Origin of the sequence: Halanaerobium praevalens DSM 2228 (assembly GCF_000165465.1) — a bacterium.
Classification (GTDB): Bacteria; Bacillota; Halanaerobiia; order Halanaerobiales; family Halanaerobiaceae; genus Halanaerobium; species Halanaerobium praevalens.
Window position 1 is genome coordinate 1058061 of the sequence record NC_017455.1, and the last position, 22469, is coordinate 1080529.

Annotated in this window: 20 protein-coding genes; 19 read left to right on the forward strand and 1 reads right to left on the reverse strand. The window is 29.7% G+C overall.

Annotated elements, in window-relative coordinates; genetic code table 11:
• The first annotated feature begins 21 nt into the window (after nt 1–21).
• The 19 genes from rnpM (at nt 22) to pepF (ending at nt 21519) form a co-directional block, all read left to right on the forward strand.
• Nucleotides 22–282, forward strand: a complete 261-nt coding sequence (gene rnpM / locus HPRAE_RS04940) for an RNase P modulator RnpM (RefSeq protein WP_014553144.1) — start codon at nt 22–24, stop codon at nt 280–282.
• A 30-nt stretch (nt 283–312) separates the two neighbouring features.
• Entirely contained in the window at nt 313–2310 is a 1998-nt protein-coding gene (infB, locus tag HPRAE_RS04945) for a translation initiation factor IF-2 (RefSeq protein ID WP_014553145.1), read from the forward strand.
• Between the two features lie 16 nt (nt 2311–2326).
• A complete protein-coding gene (gene rbfA, locus HPRAE_RS04950) occupies nt 2327–2710 on the forward strand; it encodes a 30S ribosome-binding factor RbfA (RefSeq protein ID WP_014553146.1) in 384 nt (127 codons plus the stop codon).
• The gene (locus HPRAE_RS04955; protein ID WP_014553147.1) at nt 2694–3671 is read left to right on the forward strand and encodes a DHH family phosphoesterase; all 978 of its coding nucleotides are present in this window, start codon (nt 2694–2696) and stop codon (nt 3669–3671) included. Before rbfA ends, HPRAE_RS04955 begins: the two co-directional genes overlap by 17 nt.
• Nucleotides 3664–4557 (forward strand): tRNA pseudouridine(55) synthase TruB, encoded by an 894-nt coding sequence (gene truB / locus HPRAE_RS04960; protein WP_014553148.1) that lies wholly within the window; start codon nt 3664–3666, stop codon nt 4555–4557. The genes HPRAE_RS04955 and truB overlap by 8 nt, the downstream gene beginning before the upstream one ends.
• A 17-nt stretch (nt 4558–4574) precedes the next feature.
• Nucleotides 4575–5498 (forward strand): bifunctional riboflavin kinase/FAD synthetase, encoded by a 924-nt coding sequence (locus tag HPRAE_RS04965; RefSeq protein ID WP_014553149.1) that lies wholly within the window; start codon nt 4575–4577, stop codon nt 5496–5498.
• Nucleotides 5499–5597: 99 nt separating this feature from the next.
• Nucleotides 5598–5864, forward strand: a complete 267-nt coding sequence (gene rpsO, locus HPRAE_RS04970) for a 30S ribosomal protein S15 (RefSeq protein WP_014553150.1) — start codon at nt 5598–5600, stop codon at nt 5862–5864.
• 61 nt (nt 5865–5925) lie between these two features.
• Nucleotides 5926–8016, forward strand: coding sequence for a polyribonucleotide nucleotidyltransferase (locus HPRAE_RS04975; RefSeq protein ID WP_014553151.1), 2091 nt, complete (start codon nt 5926–5928; stop codon nt 8014–8016).
• A 74-nt stretch (nt 8017–8090) separates the two neighbouring features.
• Nucleotides 8091–8933 carry a deoxyribonuclease IV gene (locus HPRAE_RS04980; protein WP_014553152.1) on the forward strand — a complete coding sequence of 281 codons (843 nt, stop codon included), beginning with the start codon at nt 8091–8093 and terminating at the stop codon, nt 8931–8933.
• 2 nt (nt 8934–8935) lie between these two features.
• Nucleotides 8936–11386: a helicase C-terminal domain-containing protein gene (locus tag HPRAE_RS04985; protein ID WP_014553153.1), complete on the forward strand. Its 2451-nt coding sequence runs from the start codon at nt 8936–8938 to the stop codon at nt 11384–11386.
• Nucleotides 11387–11388: 2 nt separating this feature from the next.
• Nucleotides 11389–12315, forward strand: coding sequence for a cell wall hydrolase (locus HPRAE_RS04990; RefSeq protein ID WP_014553154.1), 927 nt, complete (start codon nt 11389–11391; stop codon nt 12313–12315).
• A 108-nt stretch (nt 12316–12423) separates the two neighbouring features.
• The gene (dut, locus tag HPRAE_RS04995; protein WP_014553155.1) at nt 12424–12873 is read left to right on the forward strand and encodes a dUTP diphosphatase; all 450 of its coding nucleotides are present in this window, start codon (nt 12424–12426) and stop codon (nt 12871–12873) included.
• Nucleotides 12874–13028: 155 nt separating this feature from the next.
• On the forward strand, nt 13029–14309 hold the full coding sequence (locus HPRAE_RS05000; protein ID WP_014553156.1) for a hypothetical protein: 1281 nt from the start codon (nt 13029–13031) through the stop codon (nt 14307–14309).
• A 31-nt stretch (nt 14310–14340) separates the two neighbouring features.
• A complete protein-coding gene (locus HPRAE_RS05005; protein ID WP_014553157.1) occupies nt 14341–15564 on the forward strand; it encodes an aspartate kinase in 1224 nt (407 codons plus the stop codon).
• A 111-nt stretch (nt 15565–15675) separates the two neighbouring features.
• A complete protein-coding gene (locus tag HPRAE_RS05010; RefSeq protein ID WP_014553158.1) occupies nt 15676–15801 on the forward strand; it encodes a desulfoferrodoxin FeS4 iron-binding domain-containing protein in 126 nt (41 codons plus the stop codon).
• A 136-nt stretch (nt 15802–15937) separates the two neighbouring features.
• The gene (asnS, locus tag HPRAE_RS05015; protein WP_014553159.1) at nt 15938–17329 is read left to right on the forward strand and encodes an asparagine--tRNA ligase; all 1392 of its coding nucleotides are present in this window, start codon (nt 15938–15940) and stop codon (nt 17327–17329) included.
• 27 nt (nt 17330–17356) lie between these two features.
• Entirely contained in the window at nt 17357–19207 is a 1851-nt protein-coding gene (locus HPRAE_RS05020; RefSeq protein ID WP_014553160.1) for an FAD-dependent oxidoreductase, read from the forward strand.
• Nucleotides 19191–19730, forward strand: coding sequence for a methylated-DNA--[protein]-cysteine S-methyltransferase (locus tag HPRAE_RS05025; protein ID WP_245528285.1), 540 nt, complete (start codon nt 19191–19193; stop codon nt 19728–19730). The genes HPRAE_RS05020 and HPRAE_RS05025 overlap by 17 nt, the downstream gene beginning before the upstream one ends.
• The gene (pepF, locus tag HPRAE_RS05030; protein ID WP_014553162.1) at nt 19723–21519 is read left to right on the forward strand and encodes an oligoendopeptidase F; all 1797 of its coding nucleotides are present in this window, start codon (nt 19723–19725) and stop codon (nt 21517–21519) included. The genes HPRAE_RS05025 and pepF overlap by 8 nt, the downstream gene beginning before the upstream one ends.
• A gap of 19 nt (nt 21520–21538) precedes the next feature.
• Here the strand turns inward: pepF and HPRAE_RS05035 are convergent, their stop codons facing one another.
• A complete protein-coding gene (locus HPRAE_RS05035) occupies nt 21539–22333 on the reverse strand; it encodes an alpha/beta hydrolase (RefSeq protein WP_014553163.1) in 795 nt (264 codons plus the stop codon).
• Nucleotides 22334–22469 lie beyond the last annotated feature (136 nt).

Here is a 22469-nt window from a genome sequence, read left to right on the forward strand (position 1 = left end):
AAATCTTAAGGAGGATTGAGATTGCAGAGCAGAAGTCCTATTCGTAAATGTGTAGGTTGTGGTGCCAGAAGAGACAAGATTGAACTTTTAAGAGTGGTAAATAACAAAGGAGATATTTTAGTTGATCCAGGAGGAAGAACTCCTGGTAGAGGTGCTTATCTCTGTCCAAATCTTGATTGTTTAGATCAAGCAATAGAAAAAGGTGCACTTAAAAAAGCACTTAGAAAAGAGATTTCCGATGAAATTTATACTAAAATTTCGGAGGAGATTAAACATGGTTAACTAACAGTAGAATATTTTGGAGGTGCAAGTATGGCAAAAATTAGAGTATATAATCTAGCACATGAGCTAGATATGGATAGTAAAGAGGTAATTGAAATATTAAATGATCTTGATATCGAGGTATCAAGTCATATGAGTACAATAACAGACGAAACAGCAGAACTTGTAAAAGGAATCTATGCTGAAAATCAGAAAGCGGAAGCTAAAACTGATACAGCTACAGAAGAATTAGAAGTAGAACAAAATTTAACAGAAACAGAAGCTAAAACAAATGCTTTAGAGATTGAAACACCAATCACAGTCAAAGAATTTGCAGAAAAGATTGATGAGGCTCCTAATAATTTAATTGTAGAGTTAATGAATATGGGAGTTATGGCTAATGTTAACCAAAGTCTAGATGAAGACACTTTGGAATTGTTAGCTGAAGAATTGGGAGTAAATATTGAATTTAAATCTGAAGCTAAAGAGCAAGCTTCTTTAAGAGTAGGTCCTGAAATTGAAGATAAAGAAGAGGATCTAGAATTTCGTCCACCAATTGTAACAGTTATGGGTCATGTTGATCATGGTAAAACAACCTTGCTTGATTCAATTAGAGAAAGTAGGGTAGCTGGTAGCGAAGCTGGAGGAATTACTCAGCATATTGGTGCTTATCAGGCTGAAGTTGATAATAAAAAAATTACTTTTATTGATACACCAGGTCATGAAGCTTTTACAGCTATGAGAGCTCGTGGAGCTCAACTAACTGATATTGCAATTTTAGTTGTAGCTGCTGATGATGGAATTATGCCCCAAACTGAAGAGGCAATTAACCATGCTAAAGCAGCAGGAATTCCAATTATTGTGGCAGTTAATAAAATTGACAAAGCAAATGCTCAACCAGATAGAGTTAAACAGGAATTAACTGAATATGGTTTAGTGCCTGAAGACTGGGGTGGAAACACAATTTGTGTTAATGTTTCTGCACTACAGCAGCAAAATATTGATGAACTTTTAGAGATGATTATTTTAGTTTCAGAAATGGAAGAACTAAAAGCTAATCCTAATCGTTTAGCTGAGGGAGTAGTTATTGAAGCTGAATTAGATAAAGGTAGAGGTCCAGTTGCTACTCTATTAGTTAAAAATGGTACTTTAAAAGTAGGAGATCCAATTTTAGCTGGTTTAACATCTGGTCGAGTTAGAGCTATGTTTAATGAATTTGGTGAGTCTTTAGCTGAAGCTGGACCATCAGCTGCAGTAGAGGTACTTGGTTTTAATGAAGTTCCTGCAGCAGGTGACTTTGTTCAGGTCTTAGAAGATGAAAGACAGGCTAGAGATGTAGCTTCTGATAGGCAAGATGAAAAAAGACAATCTGAATTAAAATCTGATGCTAAAGTTTCTTTAGATGATCTTTATAAGCAGATTCAGGAAGGTGAAGTTAAAGAATTAAATATTATTATTAAAGCTGATGTTCAAGGTTCAATCGAAGCTTTAAAAGCTTCACTGCTGAGATTAGGTACAGATGAGGTAACGGTTAATGTTATTCATACTGGTGTTGGAGGAGTAAATGAAACTGATGTTAACTTAGCAAGTGCTTCTAATGCTATAATTATTGGTTTTAATGTTCGACCTGATAATAAGACTATTAAAGCAGCTGAAAAAGAAAAAGTTGATATTAGAACTTATAGAGTAATTTATAAAGCTATAGAAGATATTAAAAATGCAATGGCTGGTTTGCTTGATCCAGAACTTAAAGAAGAAGTTACTGGTAGAGCAGAAGTTAGAGATACCTTTAAAGTTCCTGATGTTGGAATTATAGCAGGTGCCTATATTACTGATGGCCATGTAAATCGTAACTATGATGCTCGTTTAATTAGAGACGGAGTAGTTATCCATGAAGGAACTATTTCTTCACTTAAAAGATTTGAAAATGATGTTAGAGAAGTAAAATCTGGTTATGAATGTGGAATTGGAATCGAGAATTATAATGATCTCAAAGTTGGAGATATTATTGAATTCTATACTTATAGGGAAATCAAAAGGTCCTTATAGATAGAGGTGAGAAAAAATGTCAAATAAACGTGCAGTACGAGTTGGAGAATTATTAAAAGAAGAAATAAGTCAGATTGTATTAAGAGAAATGAAAGATCCAAGAATCGGTTTTGTTTCAATAACTGATGTTGAAGTCAGTGGTGATTTAAGACATGCTAAAGTATTTATTAGTGTTTATGGTACTGAAAAAGAAAAAGAAGAAACTTTAGCAGGTTTACAACAGGCTCAGGGTTTTGTACGTAAATTGGTAGGAGAAAGAGTTAAAATTCACCATACACCAGAGATTATTTTCCGTTATGATGATTCTATAGAAAATGGTGTTCATATTTCAAATATCATTAAAGATCTTAAGCAATCAGGAGAGATAAAGGAGTCTGACTCTGATGCAGAAAAACATTAAAGAAATTATAGAGCTTATAAATCAAAAGCAGAACTTTGTAGTTGTTGGCCATGTTGGTGCAGATGGAGATAGTATTGGTTCAGTAACTGCTTTAACTCGCTTATTAGATTTGAAAGGAAAAAAAGTCAGAGCTTATCTTAATCGTGATACTCTGGCTCCCTTTTCTTTTTTAGAAGTTCAAGCAGATATGTTTTATACAGACTTAGGTCAATTAAAAAAAGAGCTAAGTAATGAAGAATATATTCTAATAACTCTTGATTCTGGTAGTTTAGAAAGAGTTGATTTAAGCCCAGAAATAATTGATTCAGCTCAACTAATCATTAATATCGATCACCATGAAGATAATACTCATTTTGGGCAAATAAATTTGGTTCAATCTGATAGAGCAGCAGTTGGTGAAATTATTTATGATTTTGCTAGTCAGATGCTTAAAGAAAAAATTCCATTAAAAATTGCTAATCCTTTAGCTACTGGAATTATAACTGATACAGGAGCTTTAAGATATGAAAATACAACTTCTAGAGTCTTGAGAATTTTGGCTGAATTAATGGAAGCTGGAGTTAATATTTATAAAATCAATAAAAAGGTATTTGGAAGTTTAAGTTATAAATCCTTAATTTTAAAAGGAATGGCTCTTGCTACTTTATCTAGAAGTGAAGACGGTAAAATAGCTTGGATATATGTTAGTCGAGAAATGATGCATGAAGCACAGACTGACTATACAGAAGGTTTAGTAAACCTTGCTCGGGATATTGAAGGAGTAGAAATAGGTATTTTGTTCACTGAAGAAGAAAAAAAAGAAATTAAAGTTAGTTTAAGATCTAATTTTTATGCTAAAGTAAATCAATTAGCTGCTGATTTTAATGGTGGTGGCCACCCTAGAGCAGCTGGAGCTACAGTAAATAAAACTTTAAAGCAAACTATTGATTTGGTAGTAGAGGCTGCTAAAGAATATGTTTAATGGTACAGCTAATATTTTAAAACCACCAGGTATTTCTTCTTTTGCCTTAATTAAAAAATTGCGTCATCTTTTAGATGAAAAAAAAGTTGGTCATACAGGAACATTGGATCCAGCTGCAGCTGGAGTTTTGGGAGTATGTTTTGGTAAAGCTACCAAAACTATTCCCTTTTTAGATGATAAGCAGAAAGAATATATTTGTGAGTTGAAGCTTGGTCTAAGAACTGATACCCTTGATTTAGAAGGTGAAATTATAGCTCAAGATTCAAATTGGGAAAAATTAACAAAAAAGAAAGTGGAAGCTGCTATTTTAAATTTTAAGGGAAAACAAGAACAAATACCTCCAATGTATTCTGCTTTACACCATGAAGGGCGAAGACTTTATCAACTTGCTCGGCAAGGGATTAAAGTTGAACGTGAAAGTAGAGAAATTGAAATTTTAGATTTAGAAATTATAGAAATTAAACTACCTTTAGTCAGATTTAGAGTTGAAGTAACAAGAGGAACTTATATTCGTTCTTTAGTTCGCGATATTGGAGACAAACTAGCTACAAATTCAGTAATGACTTTTCTTTTAAGGACTAAATCAGGTCCTTTTAGACTAGCAGATTCGGTGAGTTATGAAGATATTGCAGCTCAAGGTAGTCAGATTTTATTAAAAACTTATGAACCACTAAAATTACCAGCTTATACAATAAAAGATCAAGAATATGAGCGTGCTAAAAATGGTAATTATTTAATTAAAGAAAACATGGTAGAAACTGAAATAAATTTGAATATTGGTGATAAATTTCTTGTTTTTTCAGAAGCAGGAGATTTTATGGCTATTAGCCAATACCAATTAGTAGATGATTATCCTATTTATCAACCACTTAAAGTGTTCATTTAATGATGGAGGAAATTTATATGCAGGTTATAACTAGTAAAGATTATAATAGCTTTAAAAGTGATAATACATGTCTTGCAATTGGAGCTTTTGATGGTCTGCATAAAGGTCATCAATTAATTATTAAAAGAGCTATTAAAATTGCAAGAAAAAATAATTATCCTGCTGCAGTTTTATCTTTCCATCCCCATCCATTAAAAATCATAGCTGGTAAAAATCCTCCTCCAGCAGTAGTTTCCCGTCACCAAAAAATTTCTCTTTTAGAAGAAATGGGAGTTGACTATTATTTTGAGCAAGAATTTAATCAAGAATTTGCTCATTTGCGAGCGGAAGATTTTATAAATAATATTTTAATTGATAAAATAAAAGTTAATACAATAGTAGTTGGAGATGATTTTCGTTTTGCTTATAAAAATGAGGGTAATGTTGACATTTTAAGAGAAATGGGAAAAATCCATAATTTTAAAGCTGAAATAATTTCTCAACTACATGCCAGTGATGATAGGATTTCTAGCACAAGGATTCGTAACTTATTAAAAGCAGGAGAGCTTAAGCAGGCTAAAAAACTTTTGGGAAGACCATATCAGATTTGTGGAGAAGTTATTCATGGTAAAAAAAGAGGTAGGAAAATGGGATTTCCAACTGCAAATTTGAAATTAGAAACAAATTATGCCCTACCTCCTGAAGGTGTATATGCTGTAAAAGTTAATATTGATCAGCAAGAATATATAGGAGCAGCTAATTTAGGCTATAATCCTACTTTTAATAATCAAGAAATTTCTTTTGAAGTTTATCTTTTAGATTTCAAAAAAGATATTTATGGAAAAAGACTTTGTGTTGATTTGATAGAATTTATTCGGGGAGAAAGACAATTTAAAAGTAAAGAAGAATTAATTGAGCAGATGCAGCAAGATATTCTTTACACGCGTCAACTTTTATGTTAAAATTATAAAGAAAGTTTTAAATTACCATTTGCTAGGATTGCGAGTCTCCAACGTTATCTTGGCTTGTGGCGAATTAATTTTACAGGAGGTGAGTTATCAATGTTAAGTAAAGAAAAAAAGCAAGAAATTATTGAGGAATACCAATTAGAAGAAGGAGATACAGGTTCTTCTGAAGTACAGGTTGCTCTCTTAACAGCAAGAATTGCTGATTTAACTGAACATTTAAAAGACCATAAAAATGATCATCATTCAAGAAGAGGATTATTAAAAATGGTTGGACAGAGAAGAAAGTTGCTTAGATACTTAAAAAATAATGATGTTCTGCGTTATCGTGAACTAATTTCAAAATTAAAAATTCGCGGTTAATAATGCATACTAAAAGAGCGGGGCAATCCCCGCTCTTTATTTGAATAAGGAGGAAAAAAATATGAAAGAATGGACAATCGATTATGCTGGTGACCAATTTAATTTTCAAACTGGTAAATTGGCCAAACAAGCAAATGGTTCTGTAGTAGTCCGCTGTGGTGATTCTCAGGTTTTAGTAACAGCAGTAATGGATGAACCAAGACCAGGGATGAATTATTTTCCCTTAATGGTTAATTATGAAGAAAGAGTTTATGCTATTGGACAAATTCCAGGTAGTGTAATGAGAAGAGAAGGAAGACCTAGAGATGAAGCAACTCTAGCTGCTAGAGTTATAGATAGATCAATTAGACCTTTATTTCCAGAAGGGTTTAGACATGATGTTCAGATTGTGGCTACAATTTTATCAGTTGATGATGATCATGATCCTGAAGTATTAGCTTTAAATGGTGCTTCAGCAGCCTTAACTTTATCTGATATTCCTTTTGCTGGACCAATTGGAGGAGTAAAAGTTGCTTTAGTTGATGAGCAGATTATTATTAATCCAAATGAAGAAGAAAGAGAAAATAGTGATTTAGATTTAGTAGTTGCTGGAAGTAAAGATGCAATTATGATGGTAGAAGCAAGTGCTAATGAAGTCAGTGAAGCAACTGTATTAGAAGCAATGAAAGTTGCCCATGCAGAAATCAAAAAGATTATTTCTTTACAAGAAGAAATGCGTCAAGAAGCTGGAGAAGATAAATTCCACTTTGAATCACCAACAGTTGACTCAGAAATTCAAAGTAAAGTAGATGAAATTCTTGGTAATAAATTAAAAGAAGCTATTCAAATTCAGGAAAAACAAGCTAGAAGTGATAAAATAGATGAGCTAAAAGCTGAACTTAAAGCAACTATTAATCCAGATGAGGAATCAGAACTTGATTCTCAAATCGGAATGGCTTTTGAAAAGATGCTAAAGAAATCTGTTAAAAGTTTAGTAGTTGAAGATGGTATTCGTCCTGATGGTAGAGATTATGATGAAATTAGACCTATTTGGGCAGAAGTTGATTTTGTTCCTAGAGCTCATGGTTCAGGAGTCTTTACCCGTGGTGAAACACAAGCTTTAAGTGTTTTAACTCTTGGTTCTGCTAGAGATGAACAAACTTTATTTGGCTTGGGAGAAAATGAAACTAAGCGTTATATGCACCATTATAATTTCCCATCCTTTTGTGTTGGTGAAACATCTCCAATGCGTTCACCAGGTAGAAGAGAAATTGGTCATGGTACTTTAGGAGAAAAAGCATTGTTACCTGTTATTCCAAGTGAAGAGGAATTTCCTTATACAATCAGAATTGTATCTGAAGTATTAGAATCTAATGGTTCTTCCTCACAGGCAAGTATTTGTGGTAGTTCTTTAGCTTTAATGGCTGCTGGAGTACCAATTAAGGCACCTGTTGCTGGAATAGCTATGGGTTTAATGAAAAAAGATGATGATGTTGTAATTTTATCTGATATTCAGGGCTTTGAAGATTTTAATGGAGATATGGACTTTAAAGTTGCTGGTACTGAAGCAGGGATTACCGCTTTACAGATGGATATTAAATTAAAAGGATTATCATATGATATCTTAGAAGAAGCATTAGAAAAAGCTAAAAAAGGTAGAATGCATATTATGGGCAAAATGTTAGATGTTATTCCAGAAGCTCGCCCAGAGCTATCGGAAAATGCACCTGCTATTATAACTATGAATATTGATCCAGAAAAAATTAGATTTGTTATTGGTCCTGGTGGAAAAATGATCAATAAGATTATCGATGAAACTGGAGCTAGTATTGATATTGAAGATGATGGCTTAGTTAAAATCATGACAGATGATCAAGAAGGTGGCCAGCAGGCACAAGAAATGATTGCTCGCTTAACTGAAGAAGTAGAAGTTGGTAAAATATATCAAGGTAAAGTAAAAAGAATTATGAATTTCGGTGCTTTTGTAGAAATTCTGCCAAATAAAGAAGGTCTTGTTCATATTTCTAAGTTAGCTGATCGTCATGTAAAAGAAGTTGGAGATATTGTTTCCGTAGGAGACGAGATTCCTGTAAAAGTTATTGAAATAGATAATCAGGATCGAATTAATTTATCTCTAAAAGATGCTAAAAAAGAATTAGAAGCTAAAGAATAAGAGAATTGAAAGATATAAAAATAACTAGCTTTAATTAATTTAAAGTAATAGTAAAATTTTGAGAGGGGCTTTAAATGATTTTAGGTAAACATGTTTCTATAGCTGGAGGTCTTGAAAAAGCATTTAAAAGAGCAGCTGATATTGGCTGTAATTCAATGCAAATTTTTGTTAAAAATCCACGCGGCTGGAAAATGCGTGTAGTTGATAATACAGAAATAGCAAGATTTAAGAGAGCTAGAAAAAAGTATAAATTAAAACCAGTGATAGTTCATGCTGCTTATTTAATTAATTTAGCTTCTCCAAAAGATGAATTGTGGGAAAAATCAATTTCAGCTCTTAAGTCTGAATATAAACGTTGTGACAGGCTCGGAGCTGAATACCTGATTTTTCATCCAGGTAGTCATACTGGTTCTGGTTTAAAAAATGGTATTAAAAGAATTGTTCAGGCCTTAAATATAGTTTTAGCTGAAGTAGAAAATGAAACTATGATTCTTTTAGAAAATACAGCTGGGGCTGGAACAAGTATTGGTCAAAAATTTTCTGTTTTACAAGAAATTATAGAGCAAGTTGACCAATCAGCAAGATTAGGAGTTTGTATTGATACCTGCCATGCCTTTGCAGCCTGCTATAATTTAAGCAAAAAACAAGGTTTGGAAAATTTGATTAGTGATTTTGATAAGCTAATAGGACTTGATAAGTTAAAAGTTATTCATCTTAATGATTCTCATTTTGAATGTTGTACAAATAAAGATCAACATGCCCATCTTGGTCAAGGTAAAATAGGAGTAGATGCTTTTCAAAACCTAATTAATCATGCTCAATTAAAAGCTAAAACTTTTATTTTAGAAACACCACAGTTTGAAAAGCAAAAAGAAGATGATGATATTATTTTATTAAAGCAATTAAGGGAGGACTAAAGTTGTCTGCTAGTGCTGAAATCTTATTAGAAGTTGGAGAAAATTTAAAAAAAGAAATAGAAAAAGCTTCCGGGAATGAAATATTTGTTAGAGCAAAATTAAATAATAAAAAAATTATTAAAGAAATCGAAGTTTTAGCAAGAGGAAATAGTTATTCAGCTCCAGCTGTACTTAATGATTTAATGGCAGGAGAAATGATTATTCATAACCATCCGTCTGGAGATTTAACTCCTTCAGCAGCAGACATTAGTTTAGCAGCTAAAATGGCAGCTAGAGAAGTTGGTTTTGCTATTATAAATAATGCAGCTGATCAAATATATGTAGTGGTTGAGGCTGGTAAAACGAAAGAAACTAAAAAATTAGATCAAATAGAAATTTTAAATTATTTTAAAAAAGAGGGAAAATTAGCAAATAAATTAAATAATTTCTCAGAAAGAAAAGAACAGCTGGTTACTGCTCAAGCTATTATTGAATCGTTTAATAAAAGTCAATTTAATTTTATTGAAGCAGGAACAGGAACTGGTAAATCTTTTGCTTATTTAATACCTGCTCTTTTTTATAATAATTTAAATCAAAGTAGAATAGTTATTTCTACTAATACAATTAATTTACAGGAACAATTAATCAATAAAGATTTATTAACTTTAAAACGAGTTTTAGATTTTGATTTTAATGCTGTATTAGTCAAAGGGAGAAATAATTATCTTTGTTTAAGAAAGTTTAAAAACTTTGAAAAAAACTTTGAAAATCAAGAATTAGAAATTAAAGAGTCTATTTTTAAAGAATTAAAAAATTGGAAAAAAAATACTGATAATGGTGAAAAAACAGAAATAAATTTTCAGTTAAAAAATAAAGTTTGGAATCAAATTGCTGCTGAAAGTGATCTTTGTTTAAAAACTTCTTGTCCCTTTTATCTTAAATGTCATTTTATGCAGGCTAGGAAGAAAATTTATAAAGCTGATATTTTAATAGTTAATCACCATTTATTATTATCTGATGCTAGAGTTAAATCTGATACTGGTTCAGTTGATAAAGGTATTTTACCAAATTTTAATCATTTAATTATAGATGAAGCACATAATATTGGTGAGATAGCAACAAATCACCTTGGGCATCCTCTTTATCAGCCACTTTTAGATAATTGGTTAAAAGGTTTGAGTGGAGAAAAAAATTCTCTTTTAGCAGAAATAAGAGGGGATATAGCTTTTGCACTTGATTCTGACCAAAAACGTTTAAGAGAAATTCTGGATAAAAAAGTAATTCCGATAACCCAAAAAATTAGAGATTTAATACCTCAATATTTTAATGAATTAAAAACTTTAATCTCAGATTATAAGAAAAAGAAAATAACTGTAGATGAGCAGTTAAAAAATAGTCCTAAATGGCAAGAATTTAAGGAGACAGCAGAAAATTTAGCTGCTTATTTAAAAAATAATTTTTCGTTTTTGCAAATCATTTATGAGAATCTATATTTGGGCTTAGAACTTGAAACTGATGAAAGTGAAATGAAAATAAAATCTAGTTTAAACCGCTGTCAAGATCTAATAAAAAGAGTAGAATTTAATTTAAAGGCAGCAGATACTGACTATGTTTTTTGGTTAGAATCTAGCTATTATCGTGGTTCTGAACAAGTTGTACAAAAGTCAGCTCCAATTGATGCAGGTAAATTTTTGCCAGATTTGCTCTGGTCTAAATTAAGTAATTTGATTTTTACTTCAGCGACAATTACTGCTGATAATTCTTTTGATTATTTTTATCGAGAAACTGGGATTAAAAAAGCTGAAGAATTAAAAGTAGATTCTCCTTTTGATTATTCTAAACAAGCTGAACTTTTGATCCCTTTAGATTTTCCTGACCCAGCTAATAATAACTTTTTAAAAGAGTTAGTTATTAACCTAAAAAAAATAATTATTAAAACAAAAGGTTCAACAATGGTTTTATTCACTTCTTATAAAATGTTAAGTTATTGTTATAATAATCTAAAAGATGAATTAGAAAAGCAAGGGATTAGAATTTTATCACAATCAAAATTATCTCGAAATTTTATAATGCAAGAATTTAAGGTTGAAACAAAAACAATTATTTTTGGAACTTCAAGTTTTTGGGAAGGGGTAGATTTACCAGGTGATTTACTTAAATATTTAATTGTAGTTAAGCTTCCTTTTCCAGTTCCAGGTGAGCCATTATATAAGGCTAAAGAAGATTTGTTAAAAGCCGAAGGTTTAAATCCCTTTTATAATTTAGCTTTACCACAGGCAGTTATTAAATTCAGGCAGGGGTTTGGGCGTCTAATTAGATCTAAAAAAGACTCAGGTTTAATCATTCTATTTGACAGAAGAGTTAAATCTAGATCATATGGTTCTAAATTTTTACAATCTTTACCTAAAGAATGTCCAGTTTTAGAAATTGATTCTAAAACTATAATTGCTAAAATACAAGAAAATGGAGTTTAAAAATGACTAGAATTAAAATTATGGTATGTTTTTTTATAGGTTTTTTAATTATTTTAGGAACAACAACAATCTATGCTGCTCCTAATTTAAGTTTGATTTATGTAATTCAGCAAGGAGACACTCTTTCTGAAATTATAGAAGAATATAATATTAATCTGGATAAACTAAAAAAAGCAAATAATATTTCAAATATAGCAAATATAAAAATGGGTGATGAGCTGATCATACCCCTCACTAATGAGCAGACAAATAAATTGAATAGTTCTGATAAATTATTTAGTCAATATACAAATAAAAAAGAAGAACTTTCTCTTACTATCAATACTCATTATGCAGCTAGAATAAATCCTGGTCAAGAAATTCCAGATATTAAAAATATTCCCCAAAACAAAATTATTAATTATTATGTTGGGCCTGGAGATACTCTTTATGATCTAGCTAGAGATTTTAGCACTTCAATTGGTATAATTCTGGCTTTAAATAATAAAGAAAATAATTTTATTCGTCAAGGTGAACGTTTAAAACTACCAGTTCATAATTTAACTGATCATCAAATTTTAAATAAAAGAGTTAGTAAACAAGAATTAAACCTACTAGCCAGAGCTATTCATGGTGAAGCAAGGGGAGAACCTTATTTAGGGCAGGTGGCTGTAGCTGCAGTAATTATCAATAGAGTTTTAAGTTATCAATTTCCAAACACTTTTGCTCAGGTGATATATCAAAGAGGGCAATTTTCAGCGGTGGGAGATGGTCAAATTAATTTAAGACCAAATCAAACTGCTTATCGAGCTGCTAGAGAAGCTTTAAATGGTAATGATCCTACAAATGGAGCTTTATATTTCTATAACCCTAAGACAGCTACTAGAGTTAGTTTTTTTCGAGGCAGAAGAGTTATTACAAAAATAGGAAACCATCTTTTTGTAGAATAAAATGTTTTTTTATAGTTATGATAAAATCCAGCTTTTTTAAGCTGGTTTATTTTTTAATTACTGGAAATAAAAATTATTAAATATTATATCAAATAAAGGATGATTTAAATGAAAATTAAAGTTGAAAGAGTTAATAAAAAAATAGAACTGCCTCAATATCAACATTATGGTGAAGATGCAGGACTTGATCTTCATTCGGCTGAAGAACTAACAATTAAAAGTGGAGAATATAAATTGATTAAAACAGGTTTGAAAATTGCTGTACCACAAGGATATGCAGCTTTTGTTTATCCACGCAGTGGTTTGGCTTTAAAAAAAGGAGTTACTGTTTTAAATGCTGATGGAGTTATAGATTCTGGTTATCGTGGAGAAGTAGGTGTAATTTTAATTAATCATGGAGAAAATAATTTTGAAATTAACGTTAATGACCGGATAGCCCAATTAATAATTCAAAAAGTAAATATCATTGAATGGGAAGAAGTAGAAAATCTTACTGAAAGCCAGCGTGGTGAAGGTGGATTTGGTCATACTGGAGTTAAACATAGTAAAGAAAAATAAAAAGGTTTTAGCTTATATTATTAATTTAAATCATAAAATTTTTATTGCAATAACAACTATAATTATTATAAAATAGATGTTGAAGAAGATTTTTTCAATAGTTGCTTAGACTTCAATTAAAATAGTTTAAGAGTTTAAATGAGGAGATATTTAAAATGCTAAATTTAGCTTTAATAGTTAAGCAAAAATCTTTAAATTCATTTTATAGCTTTTTTGAAACTAAAAAAGATGAAATCAGAAGTTTAATTAAGCAAAAAGTAAAGATAGATTATATTTATTCTGAAAATGAAAATTTATTCAATAATAGTTTAATCAAAGATAAATCAATTCAAATAACTAAAAACTACAAACAAATTTTATTAGACCAGAAAATTGATCTGATTTTAGAGCTGAATAAAAGTGAAAAATCATTATTTTTTATAAAAGAGGCTTTAAAAAATAAAAAGGATTTTATTAGTACAAATGCAGAAGTTTTAGCTAATAATTATTCTGTAATTAAAAAAATAGAAAAAGAAAATCAAGGTCAAGTCTATTTTTCTGCTTTATTTTCACCTTTACCTATAGCTAATTTAATTAATTATTGTTATCCTTTAGCTAAGTTAAAACAATTAACTGCTATTATAAATCCAAATACTAATTATATTTTAGCCAAAATGGGTGAAAATACTGTGAGTATGAAAGAAACGGTAGCAGATTTTAAAAAAACAGAAAAAATTAGCGAAAATCAAGAATTAGATTTAGAAGGTGCTAATAGTTTTTATAAAACTATATTATTGGCGAATTTAATTTATGGAATTAGTTTAAGTCCTAAAGAATTTAAGTTAAATGGAATTAAAGGTATTACAAGTTATGATTTGATTTATGCAGATGAATTAGGTTATAAAATAAAATTAATTTCAATGATTAAAAGAAAAAATAAAAATTTATATTTAAGTATTAGGCCTCATTTAGTAGCAAAAAATAGTTTATTTGCTACTAATAATAAGACAAATAGCCTATTTGAATTTGTTTTTCAACCAGATAATAGAGTGGTTTTTGAAGCTGAAAAAAATAGTAATGATTTTTATGATTTGTTATTTTTAGATATTATTAATGCTGCTAAAAATTCTAAACAAAAAAATGAATTAAATTTAACTAATCAAATTCAAGTTGCTGATCATTATGATTTTTATGATTATCAAGCAAATAAATTTTATCTTAGATTGCAGCTGGAAAAAAATAAAGATATAATTAAGCAAATAAAAGATATTTTTTCCGAAAAAAATTTAGCAGAACTTATTTTGCATGATAATTTAACTGAAACTCCATTAATGCCTGTAGTTATTATAACCAAAAACATCCAAGAAAAGAAATTGAAGAAAATTTTAGAAGAAGTAGAGAAATTAGAAGGTGTTTTAACAGTTAATAATATTATTCCAATCCAGGTAAAACAATAATAAGATAATTTACAATAGGAAGGTGAAATAGGTGTCACTAATTGTACAAAAATATGGAGGAAGCTCAGTAGCTAATCCTGATTTAATCAAAAATGTTGCTAAAAGAATAGTTGAGAGCTATAAGCAAGGCAATCAAATGATTGTTGTAGTTTCTGCTATGGGAAATACAACTGATCATTTAATAGATTTGATGGGTAATATTACTGATAATCCAGATCCAAGAGAAGTAGATATGCTCTTAACAACAGGAGAGCAAGTTTCAATTGCTCTTTTAACAATGGCAATTCAGGCTGATGGTTATCCTGCTATTTCTTTAACCGGGAGTCAATTAAAAATAAAAACTAATGAGCAGTATAATCAGGCTGTAATTAAAGATGTAGATACTACTCGTTTAAAAAAAGAATTAGCTGAAAACAAAATTGTTATTGTAGCTGGTTTTCAAGGTGTAAATGATAACAATGATTTTACAACTTTAGGTAGAGGTGGATCTGATACTACAGCAGTAGCAGTAGCAGCTGCTGTTAATGCAGATCGTTGTGAAATTTATTCAGATGTAGCAGGTGTTTATACAGCTGATCCACAGCTTGTAAAAAGTGCTAGCAAACTAGACTATATTTCATATGAAGAAATGTTAGAATTAGCTAATTTAGGAGCAAATGTCCTACATCCTAGAGCAGTAGAATTAGCTAATAAATATAAATTGAGTTTATATATTGCTTCAAGCTTTAATCAGTTAAAAGGTACCATTGTTAGAGGAGATGCACAAATGGAAACAAAAAAGGATGTAATTGGAGCTGCAAGTGATGTAGGAGAAATAAAAATTACAGTAGAAAAAATACCTGATGAGCCTGGTATTGCAGGCAAGTTATTTACTCCTTTAGCAACTGCTGGAGTTAATGTAGATATGATTATTCAAAATCTACAGCATAATGGCTTAAATGATATAACTTTTACTATTAATTATGAACAAGAAAAATTAGCAATTTCTGTTTTAGAAAAATTGAAAGCTAAACTTAATTTTAAAACTTATAATGTTGATCAACATGTAGCAAAAATTTCAATAGTAGGTGCAGGAATGATTGCAACTCCTGGTATTGCTGCTAGAATGTTTACAGCTTTGGGGAATAACAATATAAATATTGAAATGATAACTACTTCTGAGATAAAAGTTTCTTGTTTGATAAATAAGGATTATGCTGTTAAAGCTTTAAATGTTATACATAAAGAGTTCGATTTAGATAAAATTAATAATTAAATATTGAAAAAAAAGGAGCTTTAACATATAATTTAATTAGTTACTTATTTTAAAAGAGTAAAATATTCATTTTCAAACTCAATTTTAATTTAAAAGGAGGTAATTGATAAGATGAATGTTAAAGAAAAGGGAGAAGTTTATCGCTGTGAAATCTGCGGTAATGTAGTTGAGGTTAAAGAAGTTGGCGGTGGAGAATTAGTTTGTTGTGGTGAACCAATGAAGTTAGAAGAAAAGTAACAAATTGTCTCCCGGAGTTTTTGCTCCGGGTTTTTAATTTTTTAAGATAAATTAAGTATTTTATAAAGGATTTAAAACTAATTACTAGAAATATATATATTAGAGAAAATTTATATATTAGAGGGAGGAAATAAAGATGAATTATTTTGCAAAAGAAAAAATAAAAGATATATTAAGTGATAAAATTGAGAGTTATCAAGATGTTATTGTTATGGGGTGGGTGAGAACTAAAAGAGTATCTAAAAACATTGCTTTTATAGAAATGAATGATGGCACAACTTTAGAAAATTTACAATTAGTGATTTTAGATCCAGATAAACACCCTTTAGCTGATATAAATACTGGAGCCAGTATTAAAGTTACAGGTTATATAGATAAAGTAGAAGGTAGAGAACAAGATGTAGAAATGAAAGCAGAAAATATTGAAATTATAGGTGAAGCTCCTGAAGATTTTATTCTACAGAAAAAAAGACATAGTTTTGAATTTTTAAGAGAAATTGCTCATTTAAGAGCTCGTACTAATACTTTTGGAGTTGTTAATCGTTTTCGCAGTAAAATGTCTTATGCAATCCATAATTATTTTTATGAAGAAGATTTTAAATATATTCATACTCCAATTATTACTTCAGGTGATGCAGAAGGTGCAGGAGAAGTATTTAAGGTATCAACTTTAGATTTGGATAACCCACCTAAAACAGAAGCAGGAAAGATTGATTATAGTCAAGACTTTTTTGGAGAAGAAACAGGTTTAACTGTAAGTGGCCAGTTAGAAGCTGAATTATTAGCAACTGCTTTGGGTGATGTTTATACTTTTGGTCCTACTTTTAGAGCTGAAAATTCAAATACATCTCGTCATGCTTCAGAATTTTGGATGATTGAACCTGAAATGGCTTTTTGTAATTTAGATGAGATGATGACTTTAATGGAAGATTTCATTAAAAATTTATTTAATTTTGCTCTTAATGAAGCAGAAGAAGAAATGGACTTTTTTAATCAGTGGATTGATGAAGGTAGAAGAGAAATGATTGAAGAAATTATTCAATCTGATTTTGGTAGAATTACTTATACAGAGGCTATAGATATTTTAGAAAATAGTGATCATGATTTTGAATTTCCGGTTAGCTGGGGAATTGACTTACAGTCTGAACACGAAAGATATTTAACTGAAAAGCATTTTGAAAAACCAATTATGGTTTATAATTATCCTAAAGAAATTAAAGCTTTTTACATGCGTCAAAATGATGATGAAAAAACAGTTGCCGCTGTTGATTGTTTAGTGCCTGGGGTTGGAGAAATAGTTGGTGGTAGTCAGCGTGAAGAAAGATATGATAAGTTAAAAAATAGAATGGAAGAATTAGATATGGATTTAGAAAAATATGAATGGTTTTTAGATATTAGAAAATATGGTTCAGTTCCCCATTCTGGTTTTGGACTTGGTTTTGAAAGATTACTAATGTATTTATCAGGTATGCAAAATATTAGAGATGTCATCTCTTTCCCTCGTACTCCTGGTAGTGCTAAATTTTAAGAAAATTATTTAATGAGGAGCAGATAAATGTTAAATAGAAAAAGTTTGATTTTAAATATTTCTATAATTTTCGTCCTGCTATTATTTATTAGTTTAAATACTACAGCTTTAGCTCAAAGCAAAAGTGACTTAATAGTTTTTTCCGCTGAGCCAGAAGGTGTAACAGCTGCAGTAGCAGCTGCTAGAGAGGGTAAGGAAGTTATATTATTAATGAACAGAAAAAAACCAGGAGGATTAATGACTTATGCTGCTTTGAATTTTCTTGATTTAAATTATGATAGCAGATCTAGAAATATTAACCATGGAATTTTTTCTGAGTGGCATCAAAAAGTTGGTTCTTCTATTTCTTTTGCTCCTCAAAAAGCTGAAAAAGTATTTGCTAAAATGTTGGCAGCAGAAAAAAATATTAAAATAATAAATTCAGCTAAATTAAAAAGTATTAAGCTTAAGGCAAATAATATTGATTATTTAGAAATTGAAAAAAATGGAGAAATCCAAAAATTAAAAGCAAAATTTTATCTTGATGCTTCTCAAGATGGAGATTTAGCAGCTTTGGCTGGAGAAGATTATTTTGTTGGAACAGCAGATATCAATTTAGCAAATAGCTGGATGGCCTCAACTCAAATTTTGAAATTTTCAGGAGTTGAGCCAGCTCAATTAAAAAAAGCAGTAAAAAAGGGTAAATATCAAAATAGTTATTTTAAAAATGATCACGCTTGGGGCTTTTCTAAATTTGGCAAAAGTTATCAACCCCAAAATAAAAATCTTCGCTTAAGGGGATTAAATATTGTCTTTATTCCTAAAGCTGGAGAATATGAAGCCTATATTAATGCTTTACTGCTGTTTAATGTAGATCCTTTAGCAGCTAAGTCAATTGCTGAAGCAAAAAAAGAAGCAAAAAAGGAAGCTGAGTTTATTTTAGAATATTTTCAGGCTAACTTAGCAGGCTTTAAAAAAGCTAAATTGGAAAAACTACCAACAGAACTTTATCGCAGAGAAAGCAGACATTTTTTAACTGAATATCAACTTAAAACTGAAGACCTATTTAGACAAAAAATATTTAATGATGCTATTAGCTTAGCTTCATATCCTTTAGATTATCAGGCTGCTGATTCAGATTATCCTGGTTTTGTCTTATTTAATCCAGAATATTATTCAATTCCTTTAAGGGCTTTAATTGCTCGCAAAAACGAAAATTTAATGATTGTAGGTCGCAGTAGTGGTTATAGTTCTTTAGCTGCAGCCAGTGCTCGTGTTTTACCAGTTGGGATGAATACAGCTCAAGCAGCAGCTATTGCTATTTCAGAAGCTATTAAAAAAGATAAAAATCTACTTCAAATTGCAGCTGATCAAAAAAGTATAAATTTAATTCAGTCTCATTTAAATCTTAATTTAGATAAGTATCCAGAACAAAAACCAATTGTGAAAGACCCACAAGTTTTTCCTAGTTTGGAAAAATTGCTTGCTTGGGGAATTACAATTGGAGGTTATAATAATAATTTTAAATTAGATAAATTCCCAAATGAAAAAGAATTTATTGCAATTATTTTAAAAATCATGCAGAAAAAAGAAGCTGAAAATCTTTATCATTGGGTACCTGGTAGTTTAGAAACCTTAAGTTCTGATCAGGATTTAACTACTATTAATGTCCTTAAATTATTACTTGCAGCTGAAAGTAAACCTGTTTTACAAATAGCAGAAAAAGATTATTATCAAAAGGCTTTAAATTTAGATTTGATTCCACCAAAATTAATTTTAGTTTTGGCTGAAAAAAGAAAACTTAGTCGAAAAGAAATGATTATTTTAGCTGCTCATTATTTAGACCATTTTGAAACACCAGCTTACTTAAAATCCATTAGAGGTGAAAATATTGAATAATAAAAGTTATTATACATATTATCCTTCACCAATGGGCATTTTGAAAATTGAATTTAACAATCAAGCTTTATTAAAAGTAGAATTTGATGATCATTTAAGAGAAGTTAAAAATAATTGTCAAGAAAATTTTTATCAAGATCCCAAAATTTTAAATATATATAATTTAATTTTTGATCAATTAAATCAATATTTTTTGGGTACTAGAACTAAATTTGAAATTCCAATCTCTTTAGCTGGCAGTGAGTTTGACTTAAAAGTTTGGAATTATCTTAAAGAGATTCCTTATGGTCAAACTTATTCTTATCAAGAAGTTGCGGCAGCTCTTTCTAAACCTAAGGCTGCTCAAGCTGTTGGGCAGGCAAATTCGCGTAATCCAATTGCAATAATAATACCTTGTCATCGAGTTATTGGGGCAAATGGTGCTCTTAACGGTTATGCTGGTGGAGTTTGGCGCAAAAAATGGTTATTGAATCATGAAAATAATAAAAGTAATAAACTAGAAAGGAAGATTTCTTTTGCCTAAAGAATTAAAAACTAGAGAAGAAATTGATGCAAAATATAAATGGAATTTGACTGATATATATGAAACTGATTCTCAATTCGAGTCAGAACTAAAAGCTGTTTTAACAGAAATTAAAGAGATTAAAGCTTTAAAAGAAAATTTTACAAGTAGTGCTGAGTATTTAATTAATTCTTTAAACAAAATTATTAAAATTGAAGAAAAAACTGCTAGGCTATATGCTTATGCCCACCTTAAATATGATCAAAATACTAAAAACAATAAATATCAAAATTATAAAAATAAGGCTTTAACAGCTTATAATAAATTATCTAATTCTACTTCTTTTATGGTTCCTGCTATTATAAAATTAGGAACTACTAAATTAGAAGATTATAAAAAAGAAAATGAAAAATTAGAATTTTTTAATCATTTTTTTGATAATATTTTAAGAGAAAAAGAACATTATCTTTCTGCAGCTGAAGAAAAAGTACTTGCTTTAGCAGGTGAAGTTACTCAAAGCTCAGAAAACATTTTTAGTATGTTAAATAATGCAGATTTAGAATTCCCACTAATTGAAGATGAAAACAAAGAAGAATTGCGTTTGACTCATGGTCGCTATATTGATTTATTAAAAAATGAAGATCGTCGAGTTAGAAAAGATGCTTTTAAAGCTATGCACGGAGAATATAAAAATTCAGAAAATACTTTTGCTGCAGTACTTGATAGTTCAGTTAAAGGAGATGTTTTCTATGCTCGATCTAGAAAATATAAGAGTTCTTTAGCATCAGCTTTGGCTAGTGATAATATTAGTACCGATGTTTATAATAATCTAATCGAAACAGTTTCTAATAATTTAGAGCCTTTACATCAATATATGGAGTTAAAAAAAGAAATTCTTAATTTAGATGAACTTCATATTTATGATACTTATACTCCTTTAATCAAAGAAATTGAGCTTAAATTTGAATATGACAAAACAAAAGAAATAATTAAAAAAGCAGTTGCTCCTTTAGGTGAGGACTATGTAGAAACAGTAGAAAGTGGTTTTAATTCTGGTTGGATAGATGTTTATGAAAATAAAGGTAAACGTTCAGGTGCTTATTCGAGCGGCTGTTATGGTGTACATCCTTATATCTTAATGAATTATACCCAAGATATTAGTAATTTATTTACTTTAAGTCATGAAATGGGACATGCAATGCATAGTTACTATGCTAATCAAAACCAGCCTTATTTATACGCTGATTATAAGATTTTTGTAGCAGAAGTAGCTTCAACTTTAAATGAAAATTTATTGCTTGATTATATGCTTGAAAATGCCCAGACTAAAGAAGAGAAACTGTATCTTTTAAATTATTTTTTAGAAGGATTTAGAGGTACTGTTTATAGACAAACTATGTTTGCAGAGTTTGAAAAAATGATTCACCAAAATGTTGAGAATGGAGAAAGCTTAACTTCTCAGTCTCTAAAAACTATGTATAGAAAATTAAATAAAAAATATTTTGGTAAAGCTTTAGTAATTGACCAAGAACTTGATTATGAATGGGCTAGAATTCCCCATTTTTATTATAATTTCTATGTTTATAAATATGCTACAGGTTATTCAGCAGCAGCAGCTCTAGCTGAAAAAATAAAAAATCAAGGACCAGAGGCTGCAGCTAATTATCTTGAATTTCTAAAAGCAGGTGGCAGTGATTACCCACTTAATATTTTAAAGAAAGCTGGAGTTAATATGGAAAAACCAGCTGTAATTGAAAATTCTACTGCTAAATTTAAAAAGTATTTAAAACAACTACAAGATTTAATTTAAAGACTTTTAAATTTATTTGTTAATCAAATAAAAAGTTTATTATAGCCTGAGTACAAGCTTCTTTTTTAAGATCATTAATAATAACATGGGATGATTTTTGATAGGTCTTTTGATCTACTAAAAATCTTCCCATTTTTTTATTTAAAAAGTCATTAATTTTTGGAGTTGCTACTTGCTCATCAGTTTTAGATAAAATTAACTGAGTTGGAGTTTTAATTTTAGTTATTGATTTTCTCCCCTGCTGCATTAATTTATATAGTTCTGCTAGAGCTTGAGGATAATAATAACAACTATAATTTTGATGGAAATCAATTTCCAATTTATTTAAATTTTCTTTTTCTAGTTTAAAATCATTATCTATTTTTTTAATGAAATATTTAAGATAAGGAGCAAAAACAATATTTTGGTTAACAGTGAAAAAAGCAGGAGCAACTAAAGATAATTTTTCTGGCTTAAATTTGGCAGCAAGTATAGCTGCTAAAAGCCCTCCCATTGAAAATCCAGCTAAATATATTTGAGGATAACTACTAGCTAAATATAAATAACTATCTACTGCTTTTCGCAGCCACTGGTCTGCATTGCTATTTAAAAAATCTTCGGTATTAGTAGCATGGCCTGGTAAGCGAGGAACATAAATTGGAATCTTCATTTTTTGATATATTTTTTGAGCAGCATAATTCCAATTACTACTTCGACCACCAAAACCATGTAATAAAAGGACTGCCTTATTTTGATTTTTATTAGCAAAACCTAATCTTATTTCTTGACCTAAAGGATTAATTTTGGTATCAGACTTAATTTTATTTAATTTCATTGAAACAACTCCTTAATTTACTTTAGTTTACTATAATTTGAATTTAATTTCAAAATATAAATTTTAATCTGGATCTTTAAAGCTTATTATTTTAAATTTATAAATAAAAGTGATAGAATAAAATAAAAGAGTAAGT

Bases quoted from the DNA above. Each gene is read 5' to 3' on its own strand.
- infB (WP_014553145.1), top strand. From the start codon at position 313: ATGGCAAAAATTAGAGTATATAATCTAGCACATGAGCTAGATATGGAT.
- rbfA (WP_014553146.1), top strand. From the start codon at position 2,327: ATGTCAAATAAACGTGCAGTACGAGTTGGAGAATTATTAAAAGAAGAA.
- HPRAE_RS04955 (WP_014553147.1), top strand. From the start codon at position 2,694: ATGCAGAAAAACATTAAAGAAATTATAGAGCTTATAAATCAAAAGCAG.
- truB (WP_014553148.1), top strand. From the start codon at position 3,664: ATGTTTAATGGTACAGCTAATATTTTAAAACCACCAGGTATTTCTTCT.
- HPRAE_RS04965 (WP_014553149.1), top strand. From the start codon at position 4,575: ATGCAGGTTATAACTAGTAAAGATTATAATAGCTTTAAAAGTGATAAT.
- rpsO (WP_014553150.1), top strand. From the start codon at position 5,598: ATGTTAAGTAAAGAAAAAAAGCAAGAAATTATTGAGGAATACCAATTA.
- HPRAE_RS04975 (WP_014553151.1), top strand. From the start codon at position 5,926: ATGAAAGAATGGACAATCGATTATGCTGGTGACCAATTTAATTTTCAA.
- HPRAE_RS04980 (WP_014553152.1), top strand. From the start codon at position 8,091: ATGATTTTAGGTAAACATGTTTCTATAGCTGGAGGTCTTGAAAAAGCA.
- HPRAE_RS04990 (WP_014553154.1), top strand. From the start codon at position 11,389: ATGACTAGAATTAAAATTATGGTATGTTTTTTTATAGGTTTTTTAATT.
- dut (WP_014553155.1), top strand. From the start codon at position 12,424: ATGAAAATTAAAGTTGAAAGAGTTAATAAAAAAATAGAACTGCCTCAA.
- HPRAE_RS05000 (WP_014553156.1), top strand. From the start codon at position 13,029: ATGCTAAATTTAGCTTTAATAGTTAAGCAAAAATCTTTAAATTCATTT.
- HPRAE_RS05010 (WP_014553158.1), top strand. From the start codon at position 15,676: ATGAATGTTAAAGAAAAGGGAGAAGTTTATCGCTGTGAAATCTGCGGT.
- asnS (WP_014553159.1), top strand. From the start codon at position 15,938: ATGAATTATTTTGCAAAAGAAAAAATAAAAGATATATTAAGTGATAAA.
- HPRAE_RS05020 (WP_014553160.1), top strand. From the start codon at position 17,357: ATGTTAAATAGAAAAAGTTTGATTTTAAATATTTCTATAATTTTCGTC.
- HPRAE_RS05035 (WP_014553163.1), bottom strand. From the start codon at position 22,333: ATGAAATTAAATAAAATTAAGTCTGATACCAAAATTAATCCTTTAGGT.